This is a genomic window from Bdellovibrio sp. GT3 (assembly GCF_037996765.1).
In the GTDB taxonomy this organism is placed as follows: Bacteria; Bdellovibrionota; Bdellovibrionia; order Bdellovibrionales; family Bdellovibrionaceae; genus Bdellovibrio.
Window position 1 is genome coordinate 787,962 of record NZ_JBBNAD010000005.1, and the last position, 24,787, is coordinate 812,748.

At 45.9% G+C, this 24,787-nt stretch carries 30 protein-coding genes; 19 read left to right on the plus strand and 11 right to left on the minus strand.

Annotated features, from left to right (window positions below):
• Positions 1–5 precede the first annotated feature (5 nt).
• Complete coding sequence (locus AAAA73_RS11230; protein ID WP_340598401.1) at positions 6–1,268, plus strand: hypothetical protein; 1,263 nt, start codon at positions 6–8, stop codon at positions 1,266–1,268.
• On the opposite strand, the gene AAAA73_RS11235 is transcribed toward AAAA73_RS11230, so the two are convergent.
• Positions 1,249–2,139, minus strand: a complete 891-nt coding sequence (locus AAAA73_RS11235; protein WP_340598403.1) for a DMT family transporter — start codon at positions 2,137–2,139, stop codon at positions 1,249–1,251. The two genes, AAAA73_RS11230 and AAAA73_RS11235, sit on opposite strands and share 20 nt — an antisense overlap.
• 116 nt (positions 2,140–2,255) lie before the next feature.
• Here AAAA73_RS11235 and AAAA73_RS11240 point away from each other — a divergent pair, with 116 nt between their 5' ends.
• Positions 2,256–2,684 carry a hypothetical protein gene (locus AAAA73_RS11240; RefSeq protein WP_340598404.1) on the plus strand — a complete coding sequence of 143 codons (429 nt, stop codon included), beginning with the start codon at positions 2,256–2,258 and terminating at the stop codon, positions 2,682–2,684.
• Positions 2,685–2,702: 18 nt separating this feature from the next.
• Here AAAA73_RS11240 and AAAA73_RS11245 read toward each other — a convergent pair whose 3' ends face one another.
• The 4 genes from AAAA73_RS11245 to AAAA73_RS11260 form a co-directional block, all read right to left on the minus strand.
• Positions 2,703–3,317 carry a DUF938 domain-containing protein gene (locus AAAA73_RS11245; RefSeq protein WP_340598405.1) on the minus strand — a complete coding sequence of 205 codons (615 nt, stop codon included), beginning with the start codon at positions 3,315–3,317 and terminating at the stop codon, positions 2,703–2,705.
• A gap of 60 nt (positions 3,318–3,377) precedes the next feature.
• On the minus strand, positions 3,378–3,788 hold the full coding sequence (locus AAAA73_RS11250) for a glycine cleavage system protein H (RefSeq protein ID WP_340598406.1): 411 nt from the start codon (positions 3,786–3,788) through the stop codon (positions 3,378–3,380).
• A 23-nt stretch (positions 3,789–3,811) separates the two neighbouring features.
• Positions 3,812–5,227, minus strand: a complete 1,416-nt coding sequence (gene glnA, locus AAAA73_RS11255; protein WP_340598407.1) for a type I glutamate--ammonia ligase — start codon at positions 5,225–5,227, stop codon at positions 3,812–3,814.
• 73 nt (positions 5,228–5,300) lie between these two features.
• A complete protein-coding gene (locus AAAA73_RS11260) occupies positions 5,301–5,639 on the minus strand; it encodes a P-II family nitrogen regulator (RefSeq protein ID WP_340598408.1) in 339 nt (112 codons plus the stop codon).
• Between the two features lie 237 nt (positions 5,640–5,876).
• On the opposite strand from AAAA73_RS11260, the gene AAAA73_RS11265 reads away from it, so the two are divergent.
• The 6 genes from AAAA73_RS11265 to bamE all read left to right on the plus strand — a co-directional run bounded on the left by AAAA73_RS11265 (position 5,877) and on the right by bamE (position 11,710).
• Positions 5,877–6,479, plus strand: coding sequence for a gamma-glutamylcyclotransferase family protein (locus AAAA73_RS11265; RefSeq protein WP_340598409.1), 603 nt, complete (start codon positions 5,877–5,879; stop codon positions 6,477–6,479).
• A complete protein-coding gene (locus AAAA73_RS11270; protein ID WP_340598410.1) occupies positions 6,472–6,948 on the plus strand; it encodes a tRNA (cytidine(34)-2'-O)-methyltransferase in 477 nt (158 codons plus the stop codon). Before AAAA73_RS11265 ends, AAAA73_RS11270 begins: the two co-directional genes overlap by 8 nt.
• Before the next feature lie 209 nt (positions 6,949–7,157).
• On the plus strand, positions 7,158–9,833 hold the full coding sequence (secA, locus tag AAAA73_RS11275) for a preprotein translocase subunit SecA (RefSeq protein ID WP_340598411.1): 2,676 nt from the start codon (positions 7,158–7,160) through the stop codon (positions 9,831–9,833).
• Complete coding sequence (locus tag AAAA73_RS11280) at positions 9,834–10,589, plus strand: TFIIB-type zinc ribbon-containing protein (RefSeq protein ID WP_340598412.1); 756 nt, start codon at positions 9,834–9,836, stop codon at positions 10,587–10,589. It begins immediately after the preceding gene.
• Positions 10,570–11,184: a hypothetical protein gene (locus tag AAAA73_RS11285; RefSeq protein WP_340598413.1), complete on the plus strand. Its 615-nt coding sequence runs from the start codon at positions 10,570–10,572 to the stop codon at positions 11,182–11,184. Before AAAA73_RS11280 ends, AAAA73_RS11285 begins: the two co-directional genes overlap by 20 nt.
• A gap of 82 nt (positions 11,185–11,266) precedes the next feature.
• Positions 11,267–11,710 (plus strand): outer membrane protein assembly factor BamE domain-containing protein, encoded by a 444-nt coding sequence (bamE, locus tag AAAA73_RS11290; RefSeq protein WP_340598414.1) that lies wholly within the window; start codon positions 11,267–11,269, stop codon positions 11,708–11,710.
• Here the strand turns inward: bamE and AAAA73_RS11295 are convergent.
• The gene (locus AAAA73_RS11295) at positions 11,700–12,296 is read right to left on the minus strand and encodes a hypothetical protein (RefSeq protein ID WP_340598416.1); all 597 of its coding nucleotides are present in this window, start codon (positions 12,294–12,296) and stop codon (positions 11,700–11,702) included. The genes bamE and AAAA73_RS11295 overlap by 11 nt on opposite strands.
• Before the next feature lies 1 nt (position 12,297).
• Positions 12,298–12,930, minus strand: a complete 633-nt coding sequence (locus tag AAAA73_RS11300; RefSeq protein WP_340598418.1) for a matrixin family metalloprotease — start codon at positions 12,928–12,930, stop codon at positions 12,298–12,300.
• A 115-nt stretch (positions 12,931–13,045) separates the two neighbouring features.
• Between AAAA73_RS11300 and fabG the strand changes: the two genes are divergently transcribed.
• From fabG to cyoE, 8 genes are all read left to right on the plus strand, one after another.
• On the plus strand, positions 13,046–13,789 hold the full coding sequence (fabG, locus tag AAAA73_RS11305; RefSeq protein ID WP_340598419.1) for a 3-oxoacyl-ACP reductase FabG: 744 nt from the start codon (positions 13,046–13,048) through the stop codon (positions 13,787–13,789).
• 173 nt (positions 13,790–13,962) lie between these two features.
• Positions 13,963–14,496 carry a c-type cytochrome gene (locus AAAA73_RS11310; protein ID WP_340598420.1) on the plus strand — a complete coding sequence of 178 codons (534 nt, stop codon included), beginning with the start codon at positions 13,963–13,965 and terminating at the stop codon, positions 14,494–14,496.
• 15 nt (positions 14,497–14,511) lie between these two features.
• Positions 14,512–15,402 carry an SCO family protein gene (locus AAAA73_RS11315; RefSeq protein WP_340598421.1) on the plus strand — a complete coding sequence of 297 codons (891 nt, stop codon included), beginning with the start codon at positions 14,512–14,514 and terminating at the stop codon, positions 15,400–15,402.
• A gap of 6 nt (positions 15,403–15,408) precedes the next feature.
• On the plus strand, positions 15,409–16,365 hold the full coding sequence (gene coxB, locus AAAA73_RS11320; protein WP_340598422.1) for a cytochrome c oxidase subunit II: 957 nt from the start codon (positions 15,409–15,411) through the stop codon (positions 16,363–16,365).
• Between the two features lie 15 nt (positions 16,366–16,380).
• Entirely contained in the window at positions 16,381–17,994 is a 1,614-nt protein-coding gene (ctaD, locus tag AAAA73_RS11325; RefSeq protein WP_340598423.1) for a cytochrome c oxidase subunit I, read from the plus strand.
• Positions 17,981–18,643, plus strand: a complete 663-nt coding sequence (locus AAAA73_RS11330; RefSeq protein WP_340598424.1) for a cytochrome c oxidase subunit 3 family protein — start codon at positions 17,981–17,983, stop codon at positions 18,641–18,643. The genes ctaD and AAAA73_RS11330 overlap by 14 nt, the downstream gene beginning before the upstream one ends.
• A 2-nt stretch (positions 18,644–18,645) precedes the next feature.
• Positions 18,646–18,987, plus strand: coding sequence for a cytochrome C oxidase subunit IV family protein (locus AAAA73_RS11335; RefSeq protein ID WP_340598425.1), 342 nt, complete (start codon positions 18,646–18,648; stop codon positions 18,985–18,987).
• Positions 18,988–18,991: 4 nt separating this feature from the next.
• Complete coding sequence (gene cyoE, locus AAAA73_RS11340) at positions 18,992–19,870, plus strand: heme o synthase (protein ID WP_340598426.1); 879 nt, start codon at positions 18,992–18,994, stop codon at positions 19,868–19,870.
• Between the two features lie 31 nt (positions 19,871–19,901).
• On the opposite strand, the gene maiA is transcribed toward cyoE, so the two are convergent.
• A complete protein-coding gene (gene maiA, locus AAAA73_RS11345) occupies positions 19,902–20,561 on the minus strand; it encodes a maleylacetoacetate isomerase (protein ID WP_340598427.1) in 660 nt (219 codons plus the stop codon).
• Between the two features lie 61 nt (positions 20,562–20,622).
• On the opposite strand from maiA, the gene AAAA73_RS11350 reads away from it, so the two are divergent.
• From AAAA73_RS11350 to AAAA73_RS11360, 3 genes are read left to right on the plus strand one after another with little or no spacing between them, the layout of a single operon-like run.
• The gene (locus AAAA73_RS11350) at positions 20,623–21,348 is read left to right on the plus strand and encodes a hypothetical protein (RefSeq protein WP_340598428.1); all 726 of its coding nucleotides are present in this window, start codon (positions 20,623–20,625) and stop codon (positions 21,346–21,348) included.
• Between the two features lie 38 nt (positions 21,349–21,386).
• Positions 21,387–21,956 (plus strand): outer membrane beta-barrel protein, encoded by a 570-nt coding sequence (locus AAAA73_RS11355; protein ID WP_340598429.1) that lies wholly within the window; start codon positions 21,387–21,389, stop codon positions 21,954–21,956.
• Positions 21,957–21,965: 9 nt separating this feature from the next.
• Entirely contained in the window at positions 21,966–22,946 is a 981-nt protein-coding gene (locus AAAA73_RS11360; protein WP_340598430.1) for a fumarylacetoacetate hydrolase family protein, read from the plus strand.
• A gap of 60 nt (positions 22,947–23,006) precedes the next feature.
• Here the strand turns inward: AAAA73_RS11360 and AAAA73_RS11365 are convergent, their stop codons facing one another.
• The 3 genes from AAAA73_RS11365 to AAAA73_RS11375 form a co-directional block, all read right to left on the minus strand.
• Entirely contained in the window at positions 23,007–23,546 is a 540-nt protein-coding gene (locus AAAA73_RS11365; protein WP_340598431.1) for a superoxide dismutase family protein, read from the minus strand.
• 304 nt (positions 23,547–23,850) lie between these two features.
• Positions 23,851–24,261, minus strand: a complete 411-nt coding sequence (locus AAAA73_RS11370; RefSeq protein WP_340598432.1) for an OsmC family protein — start codon at positions 24,259–24,261, stop codon at positions 23,851–23,853.
• Between the two features lie 17 nt (positions 24,262–24,278).
• Positions 24,279–24,785: a response regulator gene (locus tag AAAA73_RS11375; RefSeq protein WP_340598433.1), complete on the minus strand. Its 507-nt coding sequence runs from the start codon at positions 24,783–24,785 to the stop codon at positions 24,279–24,281.
• Positions 24,786–24,787 lie beyond the last annotated feature (2 nt).

Consider the following 24,787-nt stretch of genomic DNA (forward strand, 5'->3'; position numbering starts at 1 on the left):
TTGAGATGCTTGCACCTCGTTCAGTAATCTACCTTGGTACGTTGTCTCTGGTTCTGGCCATGACGGCTTGCGGACCAAGTAATGAAGGCCTTACGGCGATTGATGAAACCGGCGATGAGACGGCATCTATTGTTGACCCAGGAACTGGGACAGTAACGGATGAAGTACCGGGCGGAAATAATAGTCAATCCGTCGCTCCTCAAAAACTATTGTTAAATCAGGCGATGAGTGTTCGCTATGAAAGTAACAGTATTCTGGAAAACAAAGCGGAGCTTCCTGCGGGAACTCAGATTGAGGTTCCAGAGGACTATTCCACCAAGAATCTGGATTATCGTGATTCCGATGGGAAGATTGTCAGATCCAGCACAGGCTTTATTTACCCAATTAAAGTCGTATCGGTCCCATCTTCGTTTGCGTCTCAATTTCCTCAAAGCAAAATTGATTCCCTGAACAAAACCTCAGGGGGACTTTTTATCTTCGCTTCGATTGTTGGAAGTTTGCAAGGAGCTGAAGGTAACTTCGCGGTGATAAAGCCCGCTGCAGCTGGAGAGGGTTTCTTAAAAAATTACAATACCACCGGCAAACCGAAGTTCAGTTACACAACTTCTTCGACGAAGCGCTTTCCTAAAATCAACAAGGGCGTTGATCCCACAAGCTTAAGCACAGCAGATCGTGCGAAGTGGAATGCGATCTATGCAGAGCTTAGAAAAGTCGCCAACCGTGAAATTGAAACTCCCAAGTCTTATCTGATGGTGGATGCCACAACTGCAAAAGCGGCATCTCTGGACTATGAGAAAACCGGCAAAGTGGCATTGAATGGAGCTTGGTCCATCGCTGTTCAACAAACAGCAGTTCGCCATGGCTTTGCAAATGTTCCTTGTGCGGAATTTCAATCTGAACTTGTCCGAGAAGCTTATCAACGTGCGGGTTACCGTGTGAGTGATGACTTCAACACAAGTAAAGGCAATAAGCTTATTTGGTCCAGTACGGCGGCCGTGGTGAATTTTTCGATGTCTCTGTATAAGGCCGGCTGGATTGCCTGGGATGGGACAAAGTATAAACCCATGACCGGCGCTATCTTGATGAATGGTTCGGGAATTTCTCCGGGGCATACTTATATTTCAGGAAGCGATGACGGCATGATTATCGTTGATAATGGTGCGCCTCAAGGTCGTGACCTTAGAAAAACTTCCGATTCAATTATCAGTATGATGTTTGAGACAGGTGTTTTTTTCCTGCCTCCAGGAATCAACCCGCCGACTTGGTAATTCGTTTCGGCGAATAAAGAGTTAAAACATTTCCTAAAAGACAAAGTGCGACTCCCGCGACAATGTAGGGAGTCCACTTAAAGTCCTCATACATGCTGGAAAGAGTCAGTGCAATAATCGGGGAGACAACACCGGAATAGGCGGCTCTTTCGGCGCCAATTCGTCCTGCAAGCAATAAGTATGCTCCGAACGCAAACACCGATCCAAATAATGAAAGATACATCAAAGAGCTTAAGTACTTTGCCGTCATGGGAATGGCGAAGCTATGTTGCAAAACCAACCCGACCATCAAAGTAAAGATGCTTCCGTACAGCATGCCCCAGGTGTTTGAGATAACCACGGGCACCGCTTTTCGATAGGATCGTTGCGAAAGCATGTTTCCAGTGGAAGCTGACAAAGTTGCGATCAATCCCAGCACCAATCCAAAAATGGTATTGCGGTTGGCTTGCAGGCCCGTGATCTCGTTCATAAATATCAGGGCGATACCTGCTCCACCCAAAAGAGATCCGGCAACAACTTTGGGTGTGATGGGTTTCTTAAAGAAAATCTTCATTCCCAGCATATTGTAAGGAACGATGACCGTAAAACAAATGGCAGCGATGCCGGAACTGATCATCGTTTCTGACCAATACACCAACATATAGTTGATGGAAAACATGAAGATCCCCATCGCCAGAAAATTCAGATGGTCTTGCTTACCGTAACTCAACTTTTTTCGGGTGATCAGGCAGTAGGAGAATAGCAGAGCTGCACCCAAGGCAAATCGCCAAAATACCGAGGCAATTGGGGAGGCCGAGTCGACTTGAAAAGTGATAACGAGCCAAGTGGAGCCCCAGATCAGAGTGCATATAGCATACAGGAGGAAATTCATGGGATTCACAGTGGGCAAGTTCTCAGCTTAAGTCAAGAAATGGACCTTCTGGACCCCTTAGGTTGCCTAATTCCATATCCGTTAGTATTCTTCATATATTGACTAAGGTGGTACTGGTGAAAAGACTTCTATTTGCAATCATCACATCTGTTTCGTTGTCGACTATGGCAGCACCTAAAGACTCTGGTAAAGAAACACAGCCATATCGTGGTGTGGTTTATTTCAAGTACGATCTTAATGGAAAAAAGCATCGCGAAACCCTGCACATTCAAAAAGACAAGATCCGTGTGAATGCTGAAGAAGTTCAGAAAAAGAACTGGAAGAAGGGTGAGCCTGCGATGAAAGTGGTGACCAAACTTGAGAAGTCATCCACTGCAAAATGCACAGCAGGAAAATACACTCTGAAAGTTGAAAAGGGCGGTAAAAAAAGCCAGACAGAATCCGGTTGTGTCGGCACGCCTCGTTTTAAGCAGCTTGAAACATCTTTTGCCACTTTGAAAGGCCTTGTGCCGAAGCAATACAACAAAGACATGACTCCGCAGTAGTCATGTCTTTGATTTCGATTAACGTTTACCAGTAAACTTCAAGCGACGGAAATACAGCAGACGATTGTTTGCAGGCATTTCGTAGTCCTTCACCAGCTCAAATTCATTTTTAAACATCGCACTGATAACATCTTCAAATGCGCGGATGCCGCTTTGAGGGTTGGCTTCACGCAGAGTTTTGTCGAACTCTTCGTTCGTGGGTGCGGTGAATTTGCCGTTGTAGTTGAAAGGTCCATAAATCAAAACCTTGCCGCCTTCCTGCAGGCGTCCGCTGATCAGCTTGATAAAGGTTTTGCATTCCTTCCAACTCATGATGTGAAAGGTATTGATGGTCAGGATCACATCGTAAGAGCGGATTGGAAAATCATCTTCACCAACCTTCATGCGATACGGAGTCTTGATGTTGGGAGATCCTTCCTCCTTGATGCGGGCTTTAAGGGCCGGCAGGTTTTCGCTGACTTCAGTGGGTTGCCATTCCATTTTTGGAAAAAAGGGAGCCAGGTAGACTGCATGTTGCCCGGTTCCTGAACCAACTTCTAAAAGTCTTTGATCCTCGGGGCGGATGACTTTTTTAAGTACTTCCAGAATGGGTTCTTTGTTGCGTTCAGCAGAAGGGGAGTGAGGGAGTTCCATAAGATCCTTTGTGGTTAAATGAAAAAAGCCCCGAAAACCGGGGCTTTTAAGTGACGGGGACTAGTCTTCGTCCTCGTCGTCATAATCCTCATCTTCATCGTCCTCATCATCTTCGTCGTCTTCATCATCCTCATCCTCGTCTTCATCGACGTCGTCTGCGGATTCGATACGTACCAACCAACCCTCTTCGTAAGGGTCTTCCATGATGATGGATGGATCGTCGATCACTTGTGTGTTGATTTCGATAACAGTTCCGTCAACTGGAGAATAAATGTCCAGTGGGCCATCGCTGGTCTCGATTGTTCCGATCACAGCTTCAGTGTCCACTTCCTCTTGTTCAGCAGGAAGGTCCACAGAACTGATAGAATCGAAATCCTCAAGTCCGTCTTCGTTGATACCGATTGTGATCACGCCATCTTCTTGGCGGTACCACAAATAGCCCATAAAATTTTTTACGTCGTCTGATGCCATTTAATCTCCAGGAAAAAATACTGTTAACAATCGTAGTACAAGTGGAACTCGTAAGGAACTGGTCTTTGCTGTACTGGACGAACTTCTTTGTCGATTTTGTACTGCACCCACGTATCAATCAAGTCTTCACTGAAAACATCGCCCTTTTTCAAGAAACTGCAGTTTTTCATCAGATTATCCAAGGATTCTTCCAATGTTCCCGGAACAGATGGGATTTTTGCTGCCTCTTGAGGTGGCAATCCGTAGATATCTTTATCCAAAGGATCGCCCGGATTGATCTTATTGATGATACCGTCCAGGCCCGCCATCAGGATCGCTGCTTCTGCAAGGTAGATGTTCGCAGTAGGATCTGGAGTACGGAATTCAATACGTTTTGCTTTCGGGTTTGGACCTGAATTTGGAATACGCATCGCCGCAGAGCGGTTTTTGAAGCTGTAAGCCAATTTCGTCGGAGCTTCAAAGCCCGGAACCAAACGCTTGTAGGAGTTTGTCGTTGGATTGATGATACCGCACAATGCAGGAGCATGTTTTAACACGCCACCGATGTAGTGCAACGCCATCTCTGACAAACCAGCATACTTGTTACCTGCAAAAAGATTTTTACCATCTTTCCACAAAGACATATGAATGTGCATACCGGAACCATTGTCGCCAAAGATTGGTTTTGGCATGAATGTCGCCGATTTGCCGTGGCGAGCGCAAACATTCTTAACGATATATTTGAACCACATCATTTTGTCGCCCATGTTCAGGGCAGTGTCGAATTGGAAATTGATTTCACATTGACCGGCAGAAGCTACTTCGTGGTGATGGCGCTCCACACGCATCCCACAACGTTCCATCTCTTCACAAATTTCAGAGCGGATGTCTTGCAAGGTATCTGTTGGAAGCGCTGGGAAATAACCTTCTTTGGAGCGGATTTTGTAACCCAAGTTTGCTCCGCCTTCATCGCGACCTGTATTCCATACAGCTTCATTGCTGTCGACCATATAGAATGCAGAGTTTGGTGTCTGTTCAAAACGAACATCATCAAAAATGAAGAATTCAGCTTCAGGACCGAAGTACGCTGTATCAGCAATGCCTGTTGACTGCATGTAGGCGATTGCTTTTTTAACGATTTGACGTGGGTCGCGGTCATAAGGCTGCAAGGTTTCCGGCAGACATACGTCGCAGATCAAAGACAAAGTGGGCATTTCCATGAAAGGATCCATCATTGCTGTCTTGGCGTCAGGTCTGATGATCATGTCAGACTCTTCGATGCCTCTCCAGCCGCGAATGGAGCTTCCGTCGAAGCCAAATCCGTTTTCAAATGATTCTTCTTCAAGCTGGTGAAGAGGAATGGTTAAGTGTTGCCAAGTTCCGATCATGTCACAGAACTTGAGGTCTACCATCTTCGCACCCTTTTCGTGCGCGAATTTTAAAGCTTCCTTCGCAGTCATTTGCGTCTCCTTGCAAAAAATAAAATCTAAAAACTTAAATTGCTAACTTGTTCAGCCGTAGCCTTGGCGAAGGCTAAAGCGCCTCTTCGTTTTTCTCTCCCGTACGAATTCTCAGTACGGACTCAACTGGTAATACAAAAATTTTCCCATCACCTATTTTACCGGTGTGGGCGGTCTTGCGAATTGCTTCAACGGCACTGTCTATCAATGCGTCCGGCAATACGACTTCCAGTTTTATCTTGGGAAGAAAATCAACAACGTACTCAGCACCTTTATAAACTTCGGTTCGGCCTTTTTGGCGTCCGAATCCACGTACTTCAGAGACCGTAATCCCTTCAATTCCAACTTCCGAGAGCGCATCGACGACATCGTCGAGCTTAAAGGGTTTTATGATAGCCTCTATTTTTTTCATGGGTTCCGTCGTTCTAAAGTTGTCCTGCAGTTGCCGGTAAAAAGGATAGCAAACGCTTTAAATAAAGCAAAAAGGACTCAAGCGATTTTATTATTTTAATTTTCACATAACGCGAATCGCCACCCAATTCTAGGTTGAGCACTCTAGTTGTTTTTGGTACACAGCCCGTCCGCGCCGCTTTTTTGAGCAGCGCTTTTGGATTCGGAAAACCACTATTGTTGTCAGACCGGGGGGATTATGACTGCAACACGTTTTTTCGTATATGGATCATTGACCGAGGGGATGGTTCATTACACAAAGATTCAGAACTTCGTGGAATCATTGAGCTTTGCCAGAATTAAGGCCAAAGCTTATCGTTTGAAGGTCGGCTATCCGGCGCTTGTAAAAGGCGGGGCTGATTTAGTACCAGGACAACTTGTTGAACTTAAAGCATCGGACCTTTTGGTCAATTTGCTGGATGAGTTTTACGGATACAATAAATTGGATCCGGACAAGAGTCTTTGCTCCAGAGAAGAAGTGGATGTTTATGTCGAGGGTTGTTCAGGCCCGGTAAAGGCATGGACTTACTTTTTGAATCCACTGAAAATGCCAGTAAATGCTGCTGTTATTGAAGGCGGTGACTGGAGAAAATCAATTGAGGAACAGCCTTTGATGACATCTAAGTTGACGGACAAGCAGTCGACTTATATTCAACGTCTGGGACGCTCCACGGGTCGTGAGATCGTACCTATTGATTTGACCCTTTATCGTGAACTGATGAACCTTGAGTTGATCGTTGATAAAGGTCGCAGACTGGCTCTATCCAAATTGGGCCAAGAGGTATTTAGACATCTTGGATAATTCAAACAAAGTCTTCCGAATCGTATTGATTGAGCCCGAAATTCCGCAAAACACGGGGAATATCGGGCGCACTTGTGTGGCAACGAACTGTGAGCTTCACATCGTCGGTAAGATGGGCTTTGAGATCAATGATACCAATGTAAAACGTGCGGGGCTGGATTACTGGCCTCATCTGACGTGGCATCACCACGCGACTTTTGAAGACTGGTGGAAGCTGGTTGAGGATCCGTCGCGCGCGTGGTTTTTCACGACAAAAACCAAACGCACCTACTTTGAGCCTCAATATCAATCCGGTGACTGGCTGGTATTTGGAAAAGAAACCAAAGGATTGGATCCGGATCTTCTAGCTAAGTTCCCATCGCAAACTGTGACCATCCCGATGATCGGTGAGGGTTCGCGCAGTTTGAATCTTGCAACAAGTGTTGCGATCGCCGCCTATGAAGGCGTCAGACAAATCAAGTACACTTAGTTCGCTCGGTGATTTTGCAATATGGGATTAAAATCCATTAATGCAAGTAAGGTAGTTTCATTTTTTTATATTTATTTTTTCCTCTCGAGCGTGTCTGTTGGTCCTAAGTCTGGGTTTACGAATTTCCGAGTGATCTCGCGTCAATGACGCGCATAAAAAATGCCCACTTGCCTTGCAGCTCACATGTCATCGCGCTATCCTTATCCCCTATGGTAACGCAAATACTTACAAAACTATTCGGAACGAAACACGACCGTGAAATGAAAAAGATCCAACCTATGGTGGATCGTATCAATGCCTTGGAACCACAAATGAAGGCGCTTACGGATGAACAACTAAAAGCAAAAACTCCTGAGTTCCAGGAACGTTTGAAAAAAGGCGAAACTGTTGACGACATTTTGCCGGAAGCGTTTGCAGTCTGCCGTGAAGCTTCGATTCGCGTTCTGGGCATGCGCCACTACGACGTTCAGTTGATCGGTGGTATCGTTCTTAACAGCGGCAAGATCGCGGAGATGAGAACGGGTGAAGGTAAAACCCTGGTGGCTACTTTGCCGGTTTACTTGAATGCTCTTACTGGTCGCGGTGTTCACGTTGTGACAGTGAATGACTATCTGGTTCGTCGTGACTCTGAGCACATGGGTCGTCTGTACGGCTGGTTGGGTCTTACCACGGGTATCATCGTTCACGGTTTGAACGATCAACAGCGTAAAGAAATGTACGCTTGTGATGTTACTTATTGCACGAACAATGAACTTGGTTTCGACTACCTTCGTGACAACATGAAGTTTGATTTGAACGATTACGTTCAACGTCCTCACTATTATTCGATCGTGGATGAGTGTGACTCCATCCTGGTCGACGAAGCACGTACTCCGCTGATCATTTCCGGTCCGGCAGAGGCTTCCACTGAAAAATACCAAATCGTTAACGCCATCATCCCGCACTTGAAGCGCGAAACTCACTTCACAATGGAAGAGAAATCCAAAACGGCTTCTTTGACAGATGAAGGTAATGCGAAAGTTGAAGAACTGTTGGGCGTGGGCAATCTTTACGATCCACAGAACATCGAACTTCTTCACCACGTTTATCAAGGTTTGAAGGCTCACTATCTGTATCGTCTTGATGTGGAATACATGATCAAAGACGGCGAAATCGTGATCGTGGACGAGTTCACAGGCCGTTTGATGCCGGGTCGTCGTTGGTCTGATGGTCTACATCAGGCGATCGAGGCGAAAGAAGGCGTTGAAGTTAAGTCTGAGAACCAAACTTTGGCGACTATCACTTTCCAAAACTACTTCCGTATGTACGCGAAACTTTCCGGTATGACGGGTACAGCAGACACTGAGGCGGTGGAGTTCAAAAAGATCTACAACCTTGATGTGAACGTGATCCCGACAAATAAACCGATCCGCCGTATGGATGAAGAGGACGTTGTCTATAAATCTGAGAAAGCCAAATACAAGGCAATCACAGCAGACATCAAGGAACGCTCCACTAAAGGTCAACCGATCCTGGTGGGTACTGCTTCCATCGAGAAATCCGAAGCTTTAAGCCGCTACCTTCGTAATGAAGGCATCAGACATGAAGTTTTGAATGCAAAACACCATGAGCGCGAAGCCGAGATCATTGCTCAGGCCGGTCGTAAAGGTTCTGTGACTATCGCAACAAATATGGCAGGTCGTGGTACCGACATCATGCTGGGTGGTAACGCCGAGATGCTTGCGAAGTCCGCTGTTGGTAACGACGAGTCTCCGGAATACACAGAGGCTTTGGCCAAAGTAAAAGGCCAGGTTGAAAAAGAACGCGCAGAAGTGCGTGAGCTTGGTGGTTTGTACATTATCGGTACTGAACGCCATGAATCCCGTCGTATCGACAATCAGTTGCGTGGTCGTTCTGGTCGTCAAGGTGACCCGGGTGAGTCTCGCTTCTATCTTTCTTTGGAAGATAACTTGATGCGTATCTTCAACGGTGAACGTATCCAAAAAATCATGGAAATGTTGAACATCCCTGAAGACGAACCAATCACAGCGAAAATGGTGACGAACGCGGTTGAGGGTGCTCAACGTAAAGTCGAAGGTCATCAATTTGATATTCGTAAAAACCTAATGGACTACGACACTGTTATGAACAACCAACGTAACGCGATCTACGGAATGCGCCGTCGTTTGTTGGAAGGACAGGAAGTTGAACGTTCTGTTTTGGACATGCTTGGTGATGTGGTTTCCAATATCCTGGACACTTACGTTCCTGAAGATGGCAAAAAAGAAGAGATCAACACGGAAGGCTTGAACAACTCGTTGGCACAAACTTTCGGTTTCAGAATTGACCTGGAAAACAGAGCTATTAATTCTGACATGATCATTGATCAGGTTCGTGCCGGCGTTAAAGCTGTTTACGACCGTCAAAAAGAATCCATGGGACCATTCTTTGAACAAGTTCAAAAGATGATCATGCTTCAGTCCATTGACCATCACTGGAAAATGCACTTGGCGATCATCGATAAGCTTAAAGAAGGTATCGGTTTGCGTGGTTATGCTCAAAAAGATCCTTTGATTGAGTATAAAAAAGAAGCGTTCCTGGCGTTTGAAAAACTGAACAACACCATCAAGGGCGATGCGATTGAAAAAATCATGCGCGTTCAACTTGTGCCTCAACAGTCTGAAGAGGAAGTGTTGGAAAGCCTGCGCCCAGAGGAATCAGATTTGGATGATTTGGATTATTCTTCTCCTGCGGAGTCGGACATCGGTCATTCTCTTCCGGATTTGAGCGGTCCAAATGAACCTCCAAAACGTAAAATGACTTTCCAAAGCGGCCCTGCAGATGATCGTCCGATGAATCGCGAAGAGCGTCGTCGTATCGAAAAAGCGGGCAAAGGAAAAAAATAATTGGTTCACTGTCCGAGCTGCCAACAACCAGTAGAGATTCTGGATAAACACCTGGGGACGCTATTCACGTGTCCCCTGTGTGCGGCAGTTTTCTTTGTAAACTGGGACGGTCAACCCGAGGTTGCGTCCCACGAAGTCGAACAGGAAACCCCGGAGCAAAACGACAATGGTTTTGTTCCTCCCATCGCAGATCAATATCAGGATCAGTATCAAGATCAATATATCGAGCCCACTGAAGAGCCCCACTTTCAGGCAAATGCTGACAGTTTCGGCGAAGTGAATGCGGATCATGCCGGTGAAGGTTTTGAATCAACACCTCTGACTGAGCAGTACTCTGAACAGCTGTCAGTGGCCGCAACGGAATCCGAACCTGCTTACGATATCGGTTCCAATGAAAGTTTCGATTATTCTGAAAATTTGAATCAGCCAGCGGAGCCAATCATTCCTCCAGCCACCTCAGACGATGCGAATTTTGCGGATGTCCTTGATTTTGCCAATGCGAATACCACGGCGGGGAATTTCTCCTATGCCGTGATCATTGAAGGTCTGGACAGCAGTCAGTTGGTTTATCAGCTGAAAGAGGCCATTACGGATTCAAAGTTTGGCTGGGATGTGAGTGAATTACTAACTCACATTGGTGGTGGTCGCCTGATCATTAAGGGCTTAAGCCCAGCTAAAGCTTCCGTGCTAATCAACCGAATTAAATATCTGCCTTTTAAAATTTCTTGGAGGCAAGATGTTCTCTCTGGCTCTTAAATCATTTTTGGTTTTATTGATGGTAATGTCCGTTGCTATGGCTGCGTTTGCCAGCGAGGGTGGCGGTCACGGCGGTGGCGAAGCCGAGGGCGAAAAGAAGGAAGAGGCCCCTAAGGTTGAAGTCAAAGCTGAAGAAAGCTATGACAAGGTGGCTGCCCGGGTTTCCGCTCTGGAAGCCAAAATCAAGTCAGGCCAGGAAGAAATCGAAAAGCTGATTGAAGCCAAGGCCCATACCAAAGAACCCGCTGCTGTGAATGACATCGTTAAACAGATGCTGACCCTGCATAAAGATTTGAAAAAGAATGTGGAAGAATACAATCAGGCTCGTGGTCTGATGAAGTATCGCTATCCTGAAAAAGGGCTTACGACCAAGCGCGAATATGAGCGAATTGAAGTGAAATCCCTGGACGACATGGAATCTCAGATGAGTTTGTCGTCTTCGGTGAATCGCACTTTAAAGAAGGTTCGTACGCAGTATGAATCCCCGGAAGGTGTAAAACAGCACACCTCGGGAGATCAGGTTTCCGCGTCCCAGGGCTCTAAAAAAGCACCTAAGGCTCCGGAACTGACTGAGCCGGTGATTCTAAAAAAATAACTGTCTCAAACTGATACAACGTGTTCTTGTCACCTTTCCGTCATAGGCCGAAACTGATATCTTATAAAGGTGTGGGGGAAACATGTTCCGACTGATGTCGATTCCAATCGTCGTTCTAGGGCTGCTCACGTCAGCTTGTCAGACATCTATGCTGAAGCAATTCGATTCCATCAAACCAGGTATGGAAAAGGATGATGTTTTGGATATTATGGGAAGCCCCAATCAAACGCAACGGGTATCCGGCAAGGACCGTTGGTACTATACCTTCTATGACAAACGCATGCGCTTTCAAAAAGAAGTTCAATTCGTTGATGGCATGGCGATCTATATAGGCGAAGTGGCGCAACCTGTGGCGGAGCAATCTGCGGCGGCAGTTGATGCCCGAAATGAAACCTACAATAAACAGGTCGATGAAGAAATCAAAAAAGAAGTACTGGAAAATCGTAAAGCCTATGATGCTTACGAGGCGCAAACGCGTGGAACCGATAAGGTTCGCTATCTTCCGCAGTTTGAACCTATTCGCTGAAGTTTAGCGGTGTGCCCAGAACAGAAATGATTTCGTAACCAGAGACTTCCAAAGACTCCGATTGGTCAGAGCTGACAAGTTTAATTCCCGTCCAAACCCATTGGTAATTTTGCTGTCTTGGCAAATCAACAATAATGCCTTCCAAGTGCAGGCCATCCGGAGCCACTCTGCAGGAACCGCGAACGATAGTGCGTGGAACCTCGCCGGATTCGGCCATTCCTTCAGCGGAAAAATGCAGTTCAATTTTTGGAAAGCGATGACAAACGGAAATCTTCGCACCAGCTTCATCACTCATGAAAAAATGACCCAGATGCAAGCGCATCCCGTCGCTGTAGTCTGTGACTTGAGCACTTTTCAATAGCTGATACTTAAACGCTTTTTGAAATTCCTTGGGATTTGATTCGGACAAATCAGAACTCGCCATGGCTGTGTCCATTGCCGCTTCCTGCTCTGTGGAAGCGATTTTGCGGCTGCTCGAGAATTGATTGTTCATGTAGGTGATCCCCACAGGCAGTGCCAGCAAAAATAAAATTGCGATTTTGGTTTTCGGTGATCTTTTGGATACGGGCTTTTGTTCGTCGCTCATTTTAGTACTCGCATTTCAATGCTTTACGATCCGCATCTGTTAAGACATCACGTTTTGTACCGGCATTCAAGACGGGCCACATGACGGTTGACAGTGTGGAGCGATGTTTGAGACCCAGGACGTGTCCAAATTCATGAATCAACAAGCTGCTCAGGTGAAGATCCGATGTGAGTTCCGGATTTTCTATATAGAAATGGTAGTACTTTGAGTTAATGGTCATGTCGGACTCAATGATTTGATTTCCTGACCAGTAAAGAGTTGTGATGGCTTGGTAGTTTGGCGATTTGGTCCAATTCGGATTCCAATAAATTCCGTTGCGGCTGTCTTTGCCGCCTTCGTAGGAAAGATCGTCTTCATTAACTATATCAAACAGTTTTAAGCCAGCTGCATCTTCCCAAATTTGTGCGGCAGCGCGGATGACCGCTTCGTTGGGAAGCGCTTCGCGACTGATAAACATGCGAACTGGCAGGCGTGATTTCCATGAGACGCGTTGTCCATATACGTTTTGAACAAATCCACATTCATCCTGCGCGGCACTTGCAAGTGTTGTGTCTGTTCCAGGGCCCAATGTGACACCTTGGCTACATCCACTCACTACAAAGCACAGCAAAACGAATACGAAAATTTTGTACATATTCTCAGTTTACACGGAAAGCGAATGCAGGCGAATGGGTGCATTGTGTTCTCGACCTTCGACTGGTCCTGTGTCCTTCCTTGCCTCGTGAAGTCGCCCGGCGTAGGCTTTGGGCATGATAAATTTTAAATTCGCGAATAAAAATACTGTCGTTACAGGTGGCGCGGCTGGCATTGGGCTTGAGATTGTTCAAAGCTTTCTGGCTGCGGGTGGAAATGTTTCTGTCTGGGATTACTCGGAAAAGGCTCTGGCTCAGGCTTCCGGGGAATTGTCCAAGTACGGGGCGCAAGTTCAATACGTGCAGGTGGATATTACGGACCGCGAATCCGTTGCCAAAGCGACTTCGGGGCTGCCGTGGGCTGTGGATATTCTTGTGAATAACGCCGGAATCACGCGCGACAAGTCTTTTGCAAAAATGGGCGCGGACGATTGGGATGCTGTCATCAACACGAATCTGACGGGATTATTTAACGTTACGAAGTCCTTGTTGGAAAAATTCAATCCAAACTCCAATCACAAACGCATTATCAACATTTCTTCCGTTGTTGGTTTGTACGGAAACTTTGGTCAGACGAATTATGCCGCAGCAAAATCAGGCGTGATCGGAATGACCAAAACTTGGGGCAAAGAATTGGGGCGCAAAGGATTTACATCTAATGCGATCGCCCCGGGCTTTATCAACACCGCAATGACGAAAGCGATGCCGAAAGAGGCGATCGACGCTATGGCGGCTAAGATTCCGGTGATGCGCCTTGGCGAGACTTCGGATATTGCGAATGCCGTTCTGTTTTTGGCTTCTGAGCAAGCGGCCTACATCAATGCGACAGTGTTAAGCGTTGATGGCGGTATCACTTTATAAGCCAAATTGAGAGCGAGTATCAGTGCTGATATTTCACCTTTTGCGGCGCAACAACTCCATCTGGACGAGATAGTGTAATTAGTTGCGGTCCCTAGGGTTTTCCGGTACTTAACTTAGATTATATTACAATACTGTGACAAAACTTTTTTGCGTCCCCTTGGGAGTGCCAGCCTATGTCTGAGAATAAAGATCATTATAACCGCGGTGGCTTGTTTGCCTTCTTGTTTTCAATGGCGTTTGTATTCGCCTTTTTCTTCTACCTAGTTGTTATCAACAAAGGTGTTGATTTGGCTGAAAACGTTATCGATCCAAATGCTCCGGCAGCAGCAACGGGTCCAGTGTTTGATATCACTAAAGTGACTGAGCCGTGGGTAGAAACTCCAGAGATGATCACTTACGGACAAAAAGTATTCAAAACAAACTGTGCTATGTGCCACGGTGATACTGGTAAGGGTGATGGCGCCGCTGGTGCAGCTTTGAATCCAAAACCACGTAACTTGGTTGAAGGTAAATGGACTCAAGGTGATGGTATCATCAATCACTTTAAAGTCGTTACTAACGGTATCCCGGGAACATCCATGGCAGCTTTCGGTCACTTTAAGGCCGCTGACCGTTGGGCTGTTTCTCACTACATTAATTCTATCACTGAAAATAAATCGAAAGACGATCCTGCTAAAGTTGCTGAGTTTGCAAAAACCGCAAAATAAATAGGAACTTACTGAATGTCCAAAAGGCTGTTCGTTTTGAAAGCAAAAACAATGGGAAAGGTTCTGACTGGAGCCATCGTTGTTTTGTTCTCAGCAACACCGACCTGGGCATCCTACGACCTGAAACAAAAAGAAGCGGGCATGCCTGCCAACGAAAAGGCACGTGAGCTTCAGGGTGTAGGGATCGAGGAGAAATTGGGCAAGAAGCTCGATTTCGGAATGAAGTTTAAGGACGAAACCGGCAAAGAAGTTTCCTTTGGAGATTACTTTGACGGAAAACATCCGGTGATTGTTTCGCCCGTGTATTTTGTCTGTCCCGGTTTGTGCAACTTTCACCTTAATGGTCTGACAGATGCACTGAAGGTGATGGAAAAGCAGTGGACGGTGGGTGATAAATTTAAAGTCTTGGCTGTCAGCTTTGACTCTAAAGAAACACCTCAACATGCGGCGAATAAAAAGGACTTGTACATGAAAATGTACAACCGTCCGGGGTCAGAGGGTGGTTGGCACTTTTTGACAGGCACTGAAGAGCAAGTAAGAGCTTTGACAGATGCTATTGGATTTAAGTTCAGATGGGATGAAAATCAGAAGGAGTGGGCACACGCTTCAGCAGCGGTTGTTGTTTCTCCGGACGGAACGATTTCCCGTTATCTTCCTGGGATTATGTTTAATCAGCAGGATATTAAGTTGGCTCTAAACGAAGCGACCGAAGGTAAAATCGGAAACTTTGTGGATAGCCTGGTTTTGTATTGTTTTAAGTATGACCCACATAAGAGTAAGTACTCGTTGGCTGCGGTTTCGGTGATGAAGCTGGGCGGGGGAGTGATGGTTCTTGTGATGGTTTTATGGTTATTGCCGATTTATATTCGTTCTCGTAGAGCGAAAAAGAATGCGGCGGGGAGATAAAGGTACATGATGTGGTTTAATATTGCGAAGGCCCAATCCTTCATGCCAACGCAAGGAACCGAGATTGCCAAGCAGGTGGACAATCTTTACGGATTCTTGCTGATTACAAGTTTCATCGCCTGCGTGCTGGTTATCGGCGGGATGATTTACTTCGTACTTAAGTACAAACGTAAATCTGACAACGATAAAACAGCATATATCTCTCACAGCACAGCTTTGGAGTTCTTGTGGTCATTCATTCCACTTGTGATCTTCCTGGCGGTGTTTGCCTGGGGTTGGTACATCTACCACGGTATGCGCACCATGCCGAAGGATGCTTTGGAAATCAACGTCCTTGGTAAACAATGGGCATGGGAAGTTGAATACAAGAATGGTTATAAAGCAGTTAATGAAATCGTTGTTCCAGTGAACACTGATGTTAAGTTGCTTCTAACTTCTCAAGACGTAATCCACTCCTTCTTCATCCCAAGCTTCCGTATCAAGCAAGATGCTGTTCCAGGTCGTTATACGGCTTTGTGGTTCCGCGCTGAAAAACTGGGTGAGTTCCATGCATTCTGTGCTGAGTACTGCGGTACCACTCACTCTGGCATGATCGGTAAAGTACGTGTTGTAACTCGTGAAGAGTTCGACAAGTACATGGAAGAAGGTCAGGAAGAAGGCCAATTGCCTTTGGCTAAACGTGGGGAAAAACTTTTTGCGTTGAAAGCTTGTGCTTCTTGCCATGCTGTCGACAATCCTGCAGCAAAAGTTGGTCCTTCTCTATTCCAGGTATTTGGCCACGAAGTTGTATTGGCTGATGGTTCTAAAGTGAATGCGGATGAAAACTACATCCGTGAATCCATCCTTCAACCAAACGCTAAAGTTGTAAAAGGTTTCCCTCAAGGCGTTATGCCAACGTTCCAGGGTCAGATTAACGAAAATGAGCTTAACGCACTTATCGAGTACGTTAAGAGCTTGAAGTAATAAGGAGTGCAGCTCATGGGTAGTCATTCATCATCAGCTCACGGCGAAAACTATATTAATTGTGAAAAAGGCCTATGGTCTTGGTTGACGACAATCGACCACAAGCGCATCGGTATCATGTACATGATCGCTGTTATGTTCTTCTTCTTTGTCGGCGGGGTTATGGCCTTGCTTCTTCGTTTGGAACTTTTTGCTCCGAACGCGACAGCGGGAGTTGGTCAGGTTTTGAAAAACGGTGACGCTTATAATCAGGTACTAACGTATCATGGTGCGATCATGGTTTTCATGGTTATCGTTCCTGGTATCCCTGCGATTCTTGGTAACTTCTTCCTGCCGATTCATTTGGGCGCGAAGGATATGGCCTTCCCTAAGATCAACTTGCTTAGCTGGTACGTGTTTATGGCCGGCGCATTGTTGGCTGTAGCGACTTTCTTCCTGTCTAAAATTGACACTGGTTGGACGTTCTACACTCCTTACTCTATCCGCACTGGTACATCAGTAGTTGTGATGGTTGTGGCAGCCTTCATCATGGGTATGTCTTCCATCCTGACTGGTTTGAACATGATCGTGACAGTTCACAAACTAAGAGCTCCGGGCATGACTATGCACCGTATGCCTTTGTTCGTGTGGGCGATGTATTCCACGGCGATTTTGCAGCTTCTTGCAACTCCGGTTTTGGGTATCACTTTGATGTTGTTGGCAGCTGAGAAAATCTTCGGTGTTGGTATCTTCGATCCAGCATTGGGCGGTGACCCGGTATTGTTCCAGCATTTCTTCTGGTTCTATTCGCATCCAGCGGTTTACATCATGATCTTGCCAGCGATGGGTGTGATCTCTGAGATCATCACTGCTTTCTCTCGCAAAGTTATCTTTGGTTATACGGCAATTGCATACTCTTCTTTGGGTATCGCAGCGGTTTCCTTCTTCGTTTGGGGACATCACATGTTCGTATCCGGTCAGTCTGAACTTGCCGGTATCATGTTCTCTTTCATCACGATGCTGGTTGGGGTTCCGACGGCGATCAAGATGTTCAACTGGGTTGCGACGATCTACAAAGGTTCTGTCAGCTTTGATTCCCCGATGTTGTTCGCTCTTGGTTTCTTGTTCCTGTTCGCTATCGGTGGTGTGACAGGTATCATGCTTGCGACTCTTCCAATCGACGTTCACTTCCATGACACTTACTTCGTGGTAGCTCACTTCCACTACGTAATGGTGGGTGGTACTTTGATGGCGTTGATGGGTGGCTTCTATTACTGGTTCCCGAAAATGTTCGGTAAGAACTTCAACGAAGCTTTGGCTCGTTTGTCCTTCGTGTTCATCTTTATCGGTTTCAACGTGACGTTCTTCCCTCAGTTCATCCTGGGCGCGATGGGTATGCCACGTCGTTACTTCGATTACATCCCGAACTATGAACAGCTGAATAAAGTTTCAACTGTAGGTTCTTGGTTGATCCTTATCGGTTTCTTGATCGGTCTTTATGCGATTGTACAAGGTATCAGAAAAGGTTCGAAAGCGGTTGCAAACCCATGGGGCGCAAAAACTCTTGAGTGGCAGACAGCTTCACCTCCACCACAATTTAACTTCGATGTTGAACCAGTAGTAACAGCGGGGCCTTATGAGTACAGATAATGTAACACATCCACACGCAGCACACGTGTCGCATCACTTTAACGATGCGACTCAGGAATATGACAGCGGTAAGCAGGGTATTTGGTTGTTCATGGTAACCGAGATCCTGATGTTCGGAGCGTTGTTGATCGGTTATGGAATCTTCCATCACCTTTATCCTGCGATGTTCTCTGAAGGAGCGAAGCAACTTGATTGGAAATTGGGTTTCGTAAATACCCTGGTTCTGATCTTCTCTTCTTTCACAATGGCGATCTCAATCCAGTTGATCCAGCGTAATCAGATAAAAAAAGCTGCAATGGCTTTGGCGATCACGATTCTTTGCGGTGCGGTCTTCATGGTGATCAAGTACTTCGAGTGGACACATAAATTCCATTTGGGCTTCTATCCAGGCCGTTTCCTGGATTTGGCTAAGACGGGTGCAGAGCACGCAAACCTTGGTATGTACTTTGGTTTCTACTTCTGTATGTCCGGTCTGCACGGTCTTCACGTATTGATTGGTATGGGATTGATCACATGGTTGTTGATCAGAACGATCCGCGGTGAGTTCCACTCCCAATACTGGATTCCAGTAGAGGGTGTTGGTATCTTCTGGCATATCGTCGATTTGATCTGGATCTTCTTATTCCCTCTTCTTTATTTGGTGGGTTAACAATGGCAGCAGCACACAATCAAAATAACGATCAAAACGTTCTTCATCCGCACATTTCTCCGACTTCCATGTATTTGAAAGTCGGGGGCGCATTGTTCGGTTTGACTATCCTGACGGTAATTGCCCATCAATTCCACGAAGCTTTGGGTGCTTTCAATGCACTTGTGGCTTTCGGGATTGCAGCGATCAAAGCCGGTCTGGTTTTATTGTACTTCATGCATTTGAAGGACGATAACAACATGAATCGCGTGATCTTTGCGTCTGGTTTCTTTTTCTTGATCGTTCTTCTTCTCTTTAGCGTAGTGGATATTGCATCTCGTGCTTTAGAGGTAAGTCCTCTTTAAGATCGTGTTAAAAACATACGCGGATCTTACCAAGTTTGGCATAGTCGTTTTCTCCGTTTTGGCGGGATTAGCCGGCTATGCCACGGGTTTTCAAAGTGAAAATCCATTCGACTGGAAACTCTTCTTGGAAGCTCTTCTGGGAATCTATTTCTTAAGTTCAGGTTCTTTGGCACTAAATCAGGTGCAAGACTGGCAGCTTGATAAAAAAATGCCCCGCACAGCGAATCGTCCCATCCCTGCAGGTCGTTTGAAACCAGCAGCGGCGGGTATTCTTGCTGTGACATTTATCTTCGTGGGACTTCAGCTCTTGTTCATGGTTCAGCCTATGGCTGGATTGGTGGGGCTGGTTTGCGTTCTGTTTTACAACGGTCCATACACTCTTTATCTTAAAAAGAAGTGGGCTTATGGTGCGGTTCCGGGTGCATTCCCAGGCGCTTTGCCTGTAACGATCGGCTACGCTGCCGCAAATCCGGATATTTTTAATTCCGAATCCATCTACTTGTTCCTGATCATGTTCATTTGGCAAATGCCGCACTTTTGGGTTTTGGCAATTCGCTACAAGGATGACTATGCAGCCGGCGATATTCCGGTTTTGCCAGTGGCTCGTGGTATCGACAAAACATTGGAACAAATCGCTCTTTGGACTTTTGCGTATGTGGGGGTTGCACTGGCGGCACCATTGTTCGTTCATGCCAGCTGGTTGTACATCCTTCTGACTTTCCCGTTCGTGTTTAAGGTTTTGCAGGAACTTTATCGTTATTACAAATCCAAGGGCACTCAACGTTGGATGGCCTTCTTTATGTGGCTTAACGTAAGTATGCTGGTCTTTATCATCATCCCAGTCATTGATAAGTGGCACTTCCTGATTACAGAGCGTAACTAAAAAAAAGCCCGGTTTCCCGGGCTTTTTTCGTTTAGGGCTTTCTAAGATCTTCAGGTGTGTCGATCTGACGACTGAAGTGAGCTTTGATAAAGGCTGGATGCTGATCCAGATTGCCAAAGACTTTCATCACTGTCGGGTATTTGCTTAAGTCGACGTGAAAGCGCTGGCAGGTGATGATTTGAGGGTAAAGGACCACGTCCGCCATAGTCACCTGATCACCAAAGCAGTATTTGCCTGAAAACTCGGGCAAAGTTTTCTCCAGGGCTTCAAGGCCCTGAATAACCCACTTCTGCACCCACTGATCCTTTTGCTCCTGAGTATAGCCATGGGCTTGACCCAGATACTTTGTGATTTTCAGATTTCCGTAAGGGTGCATGGAAGCATTCACAATCTCACAAACCTGGCGCACGCGTGCGCGCAGGTAAGCATCCTTGGGCATGATCGACGGTGAAGGATGAATCTCCTCAAGGTATTCGATGATGGCCATGGAATCAGGAATGATCTTTCCATCATGAATTAATGTCGGGATACCGCCCAGGGGGTTGAGCTTCAAGTATTCGGGGGAGTGTTGTTCGTCCTTCAGCAGATTGATCGGTTTGTAGTCGTAAGCGAGACTCTTCAACTCCAGAACCACGCGGGCTCTGAAGGACGTGGAGCTTCGAAAATAGTTGTAAAGTGCGTATGAGGACATATACTAACTCCTGTTGATGTGCATAATTTAACAACACAGATTTTCATCAAAGGGCGTTTTAATGCCAAGTAGATTTATCTTTTCGCTGCGCTTTTCATCTAAAGTTATGATGAAGCTTGCGAAGTTGTCGCTTGCCATGGTCTTGTTCATGAGTCTTTTCAGGCTCAACCTTTTTTTGCTAAGCACCTTATCCAAAATTCAGATGTTGAACTTCCTTGAAGTGCTGCACTCATTTGGAGCGGGTATTCGCTTTGATCTGTTGGTTTTTGGTTTCCTGCTTTTGCCGATCTATTTTATTTTGATGATTCAGGCGTTTTTTGAAAAATGGCCGAATTGGATGTTTGTGATTTACAAGATCTACTTCGGTGCCGTGTGGTTGGCGATCTCTTTGCTGACCTACGTGGACTTCTTTCATTATGCGCATCACGGTCGTCGCATGCGTTTTGCTGAGTATTCAAACTGGTCGCCAGAGTTCACCTGGGAACAAATGCGCTCTTTGCCGCAAAATCAAAACTGGGTATTCACGGTGATCACTCTTGCCCTGCTGATTTTAGGTTACATGCTTATTAAAGCCGTGAACTTCGGTCAGTGGAAAGATGAGTATTCACCGCAGAAGGGGTCCAAATTTGAAATGGCTCTGCGCATTGTGGTGCCGCTACTTCTGATTGTTTTGGCGGCGCGTGGCACAGTGGAGCCTCACCATTTGGCTTTGGAACACAGCCTGGTCTCCGACAGTACGTCACTGAACGAAATGGCCCTGAATGCCGTGTGGTGTTTTGATAAATAAGACAACTTGTGGGAGACTTTTTCCCATAAGGGGTTCTTATGAAAAAACTGGCACTATCGTTCCTTGTTGTTTCTGGTCTATTTTCTTCGGTAGCATTCGCTGATCTAACTTATGGTCTTGAGGTTGGCGTACGTTCCCAATCTGGCGATACTGACGCTTCTGGTGTAAGTACCGACTCTCAAACTGCAATGCAATTTGGTATGTTTGGTATTCTGCCAATTTCCGGTCCTTGGAATGTTCGTACCGGTTTGCTTTACACACAACGCCCTTTGGTATTGAAGTCCGGTGGTTCAGACGGGAAAGTCGAAATGAACTACGTCGATATTCCATTGAACATCATGTACAAATTCGAAGACTATGCTGGCGTATACTTGGGTGTGAACCTGGCAATCAATATGGATAAAAAATGCAGTTTGAATAACTGCAATGTGACGGATGTGACGTCTCCATTGATTCCATTGACTGTGGGTGCCTCCTTCAAGTTTGCACCGAACTTCGGTTTGAATGTTTATTTTGAAAGTGCCAGCGGCAAAGCTGCAATGGCTGGTGGTGCAGAATTGAAAAACTACCGCGCGGTTGGTGCTAACTTACTTGTTACTTTTGACTAAGGATAGAACGTGAAACTAGGTACTCTGAAATCAGCTCATAGTTTGGATGGTGACTTGTGTGTGGTCAGCCGTGATTTGAAAACGGCGGTTAAGGCCACTCATATTGCTCCTAACTTGCGCGAGGCCATGGAAAAGTGGTCTTCAAAAGAAGCTGATTTGAAAAAGCTTTATAACGATTTGAATGATGGAAAAGCGGCCGGATCATTTGCGGTGAACGAGCAGGATTTCCACTCGGCATTGCCAAGAACCTGGCTGTTCGCAGATGGTTCTGCTTTTATTTATCATATCAAACTGGTGCGCAAAGCGCGTAATGCTCCATTGCCTGAAACATTGACGACTGTGCCGTTGATGTATCAAGGGGAGTGCGGGCAGTTCCTGGCTCCGACAGAAGATATTCCGCAGCGTGATTTTGCGCACGGGACGGATTTCGAAGGTGAAGTTGGTATTGTTACTGACTTCGTTCCGATGGGTGTAACTCCTGAGGAGGCGCTAAAGCATATTAAACTTCTGGTTTTGATCAATGACGTTTCTTTGCGTGGTTTGATCCCAGCTGAACTTGCCGGTGGATTTGGATTCTTCCAAAGTAAACCCGCTTCCGCACTTTCTCCATTTGCAGTGACTGCGGATGAATTGGGTGATGGATATAAAGACGGACGTATTCAATTGCCATTGGATGTGACTTACAACGGCGAGTTTTTTGGTAAAGCGAATGCAGGGGCAATGCACTTTCATTTCGGTCAATTGATTGCCCACGCGGCGAAAACTCGCAATCTGCCAGCTGGTGCTATCATCGGCAGCGGAACGGTTTCCAATGAAGATCACACCAAAGGTTCAAGCTGTCTGGCTGAAAAACGCATGATTGAACAGATTGAGCAAGGCGAGATCAAAACGCCATTCATGAAGGCGGGCGATACGATTCAAATGCAGATGAATAATGCCAAAGGAGAAAGTATCTTTGGTAAGATTTCACAGAAAGTTCGTTCAGTTTAAATAAAAAAATGCCGGGTCACCCCGGCATTTTTTTTGATTCTATAATTTTAAATCAAGAAATTACATTGCTTCGATAACGCCGCAAGCTTCGCGAGCTCCAGCATTGCCAGCAGGTTGAGATTTCAAATCATCTTTACCTTTGTGTACGATGATGGATTTACCGATGATGCCATCAGTACCACTCAATGAACCTTTGATAGTGATAGTAGTGTTACCTTTGCCTTTTTTGTCAGCCATTAGGTTGCCCATGTCACCCACGTGGCGATCAGCAGAAGTCAAAGAACCATGTTTTGAATTTGTTGGATTGAAGTGTCCACCAGCAGAAGTGAAATCACCTTCGCAAGTTCCAACTTCATGGATGTGGAAACCGTGAGGGCCGGCTTTCAAACCGTCGATCATTGTTTCAACTTTAATTTCGCCGTTTTCCTCTGTGAAGTGAACAGTACCTTTAATTTTGGAGCCTTTTGCTGCTTTCAATACAGCTTGAGCTTTGGTAGGTGCTGGAGGTGCAGGCGGAGCCGTTACTACTGGAGCTTCCTCTTTGTGAGCGCAAGCGCCGATAAATAGTGCCGCAAGGACTGGTGCGATAATTCTTTTCATGTGTATCTTCCTTTCGTCGAAAATTTACATGAAAAGATGGTCACAAAATTTTATCACGCTGTCATTATTGAATCGGAAAATGGCGTAAGACCTCGACCGTGACAAATGTTAAGGCATAAAATGCCAGGACTTTTCGTCCAGTTCTGATCTTTGAGGCAAGCAGTGCGCGTGTTCCAAGCGTTGTCATAGCAACCCCCTTCTCTATTTAATTATCGGCCAAGGCCTATAATAGATCCAATTGATTGTATCTACTGGACCTATAGATAATAACTATGGGGAAAGCTTTAGAACAAAATGAAGCGAACTACGCTATATCATAGTGAAACAAAACAGGAATTTGCATATCGGGATGCATGCTGACCTTCACCGGACAACCCAGGGCAAAGTCTTCAAGCTTTTTGCGATAGTCATGCGGGATGCTCATTGGCAAATGCAGGATCACATTTAGTTTTGCAATTCGACGCGGATTCGGAACCATTTCTTTTTCAACTTCAGCCCAAGCGCCTTTCAAATTGATGGCATCTTTTTCTGAATGAATGGCCATGGTCGTAAGCATGCAACTGCCCATGGCAGCGCCCACCAGATCTGTCGGTGAAAACAACTCACCCTTGCCGTGATTGTCCTTCGGGGCGTCAGTTCCGATACGAGCTGAAGAAGGTTGGTGGGTAATCTCGCAATGCTTGTCGCCGTGATAGTGAGTGGTGGATTTTACCATGCTAACGAAACCTCTGATTAGTTGGACATCTGGTCGATGATTTTTCTTAGGCGCATTTCTGAGGATTTGGACATATCAGTGTAAATCTTGCGAAGATGATTGGATTGAACCGGATCATTCTTGGAAGCTTTCATTTCGCGCCCGATTTTGATCGCAGAACATACGCTCTCGATAACCAATTTACGTTTGGAATCCTTGGTGATGAAATCGAATGCACCCAATGACAGGGCTTCGAGAGCACGGGAGTGATCGCCATGTGCAGTCAGTACCACAAATGGAGTCATATGACCCAAGGAGCGAACATAGGCCAAAAACTTCAGGCCATTCATGTTTGGCATTTCAATATCTGACAGAATCGTGTCGAATTCTTTCGATTTCACGTATTGAAGAGCGGCGGCGCCATCTTCAGCCTCGACGATTTCGTCGACGAATTCTTTTAAGAAATGTTTCAGGAGCTCGCGAATATCCGCGTCGTCCTCAACAATCAGCAATCTGCTTTTTTCTTCTTGTGAATTCATCATCATCC

What these genes read in the sequence shown, in the direction of transcription:
- AAAA73_RS11230 (WP_340598401.1), top strand. Translation starts at nt 6, where the DNA reads ATGCTTGCACCTCGTTCAGTAATCTACCTTGGTACGTTGTCTCTGGTT.
- AAAA73_RS11235 (WP_340598403.1), bottom strand. Translation starts at nt 2,139, where the DNA reads ATGAATTTCCTCCTGTATGCTATATGCACTCTGATCTGGGGCTCCACT.
- AAAA73_RS11245 (WP_340598405.1), bottom strand. Translation starts at nt 3,317, where the DNA reads ATGGAACTCCCTCACTCCCCTTCTGCTGAACGCAACAAAGAACCCATT.
- AAAA73_RS11250 (WP_340598406.1), bottom strand. Translation starts at nt 3,788, where the DNA reads ATGGCATCAGACGACGTAAAAAATTTTATGGGCTATTTGTGGTACCGC.
- glnA (WP_340598407.1), bottom strand. Translation starts at nt 5,227, where the DNA reads ATGACTGCGAAGGAAGCTTTAAAATTCGCGCACGAAAAGGGTGCGAAG.
- AAAA73_RS11260 (WP_340598408.1), bottom strand. Translation starts at nt 5,639, where the DNA reads ATGAAAAAAATAGAGGCTATCATAAAACCCTTTAAGCTCGACGATGTC.
- AAAA73_RS11265 (WP_340598409.1), top strand. Translation starts at nt 5,877, where the DNA reads ATGACTGCAACACGTTTTTTCGTATATGGATCATTGACCGAGGGGATG.
- secA (WP_340598411.1), top strand. Translation starts at nt 7,158, where the DNA reads ATGGTAACGCAAATACTTACAAAACTATTCGGAACGAAACACGACCGT.
- AAAA73_RS11285 (WP_340598413.1), top strand. Translation starts at nt 10,570, where the DNA reads ATGTTCTCTCTGGCTCTTAAATCATTTTTGGTTTTATTGATGGTAATG.
- bamE (WP_340598414.1), top strand. Translation starts at nt 11,267, where the DNA reads ATGTTCCGACTGATGTCGATTCCAATCGTCGTTCTAGGGCTGCTCACG.
- AAAA73_RS11295 (WP_340598416.1), bottom strand. Translation starts at nt 12,296, where the DNA reads ATGAGCGACGAACAAAAGCCCGTATCCAAAAGATCACCGAAAACCAAA.
- AAAA73_RS11300 (WP_340598418.1), bottom strand. Translation starts at nt 12,930, where the DNA reads ATGTACAAAATTTTCGTATTCGTTTTGCTGTGCTTTGTAGTGAGTGGA.
- fabG (WP_340598419.1), top strand. Translation starts at nt 13,046, where the DNA reads ATGATAAATTTTAAATTCGCGAATAAAAATACTGTCGTTACAGGTGGC.
- AAAA73_RS11310 (WP_340598420.1), top strand. Translation starts at nt 13,963, where the DNA reads ATGTCTGAGAATAAAGATCATTATAACCGCGGTGGCTTGTTTGCCTTC.
- AAAA73_RS11315 (WP_340598421.1), top strand. Translation starts at nt 14,512, where the DNA reads ATGTCCAAAAGGCTGTTCGTTTTGAAAGCAAAAACAATGGGAAAGGTT.
- coxB (WP_340598422.1), top strand. Translation starts at nt 15,409, where the DNA reads ATGATGTGGTTTAATATTGCGAAGGCCCAATCCTTCATGCCAACGCAA.
- ctaD (WP_340598423.1), top strand. Translation starts at nt 16,381, where the DNA reads ATGGGTAGTCATTCATCATCAGCTCACGGCGAAAACTATATTAATTGT.
- AAAA73_RS11330 (WP_340598424.1), top strand. Translation starts at nt 17,981, where the DNA reads ATGAGTACAGATAATGTAACACATCCACACGCAGCACACGTGTCGCAT.
- AAAA73_RS11335 (WP_340598425.1), top strand. Translation starts at nt 18,646, where the DNA reads ATGGCAGCAGCACACAATCAAAATAACGATCAAAACGTTCTTCATCCG.
- maiA (WP_340598427.1), bottom strand. Translation starts at nt 20,561, where the DNA reads ATGTCCTCATACGCACTTTACAACTATTTTCGAAGCTCCACGTCCTTC.
- AAAA73_RS11350 (WP_340598428.1), top strand. Translation starts at nt 20,623, where the DNA reads ATGCCAAGTAGATTTATCTTTTCGCTGCGCTTTTCATCTAAAGTTATG.
- AAAA73_RS11355 (WP_340598429.1), top strand. Translation starts at nt 21,387, where the DNA reads ATGAAAAAACTGGCACTATCGTTCCTTGTTGTTTCTGGTCTATTTTCT.
- AAAA73_RS11365 (WP_340598431.1), bottom strand. Translation starts at nt 23,546, where the DNA reads ATGAAAAGAATTATCGCACCAGTCCTTGCGGCACTATTTATCGGCGCT.
- AAAA73_RS11370 (WP_340598432.1), bottom strand. Translation starts at nt 24,261, where the DNA reads ATGGTAAAATCCACCACTCACTATCACGGCGACAAGCATTGCGAGATT.
- AAAA73_RS11375 (WP_340598433.1), bottom strand. Translation starts at nt 24,785, where the DNA reads ATGATGATGAATTCACAAGAAGAAAAAAGCAGATTGCTGATTGTTGAG.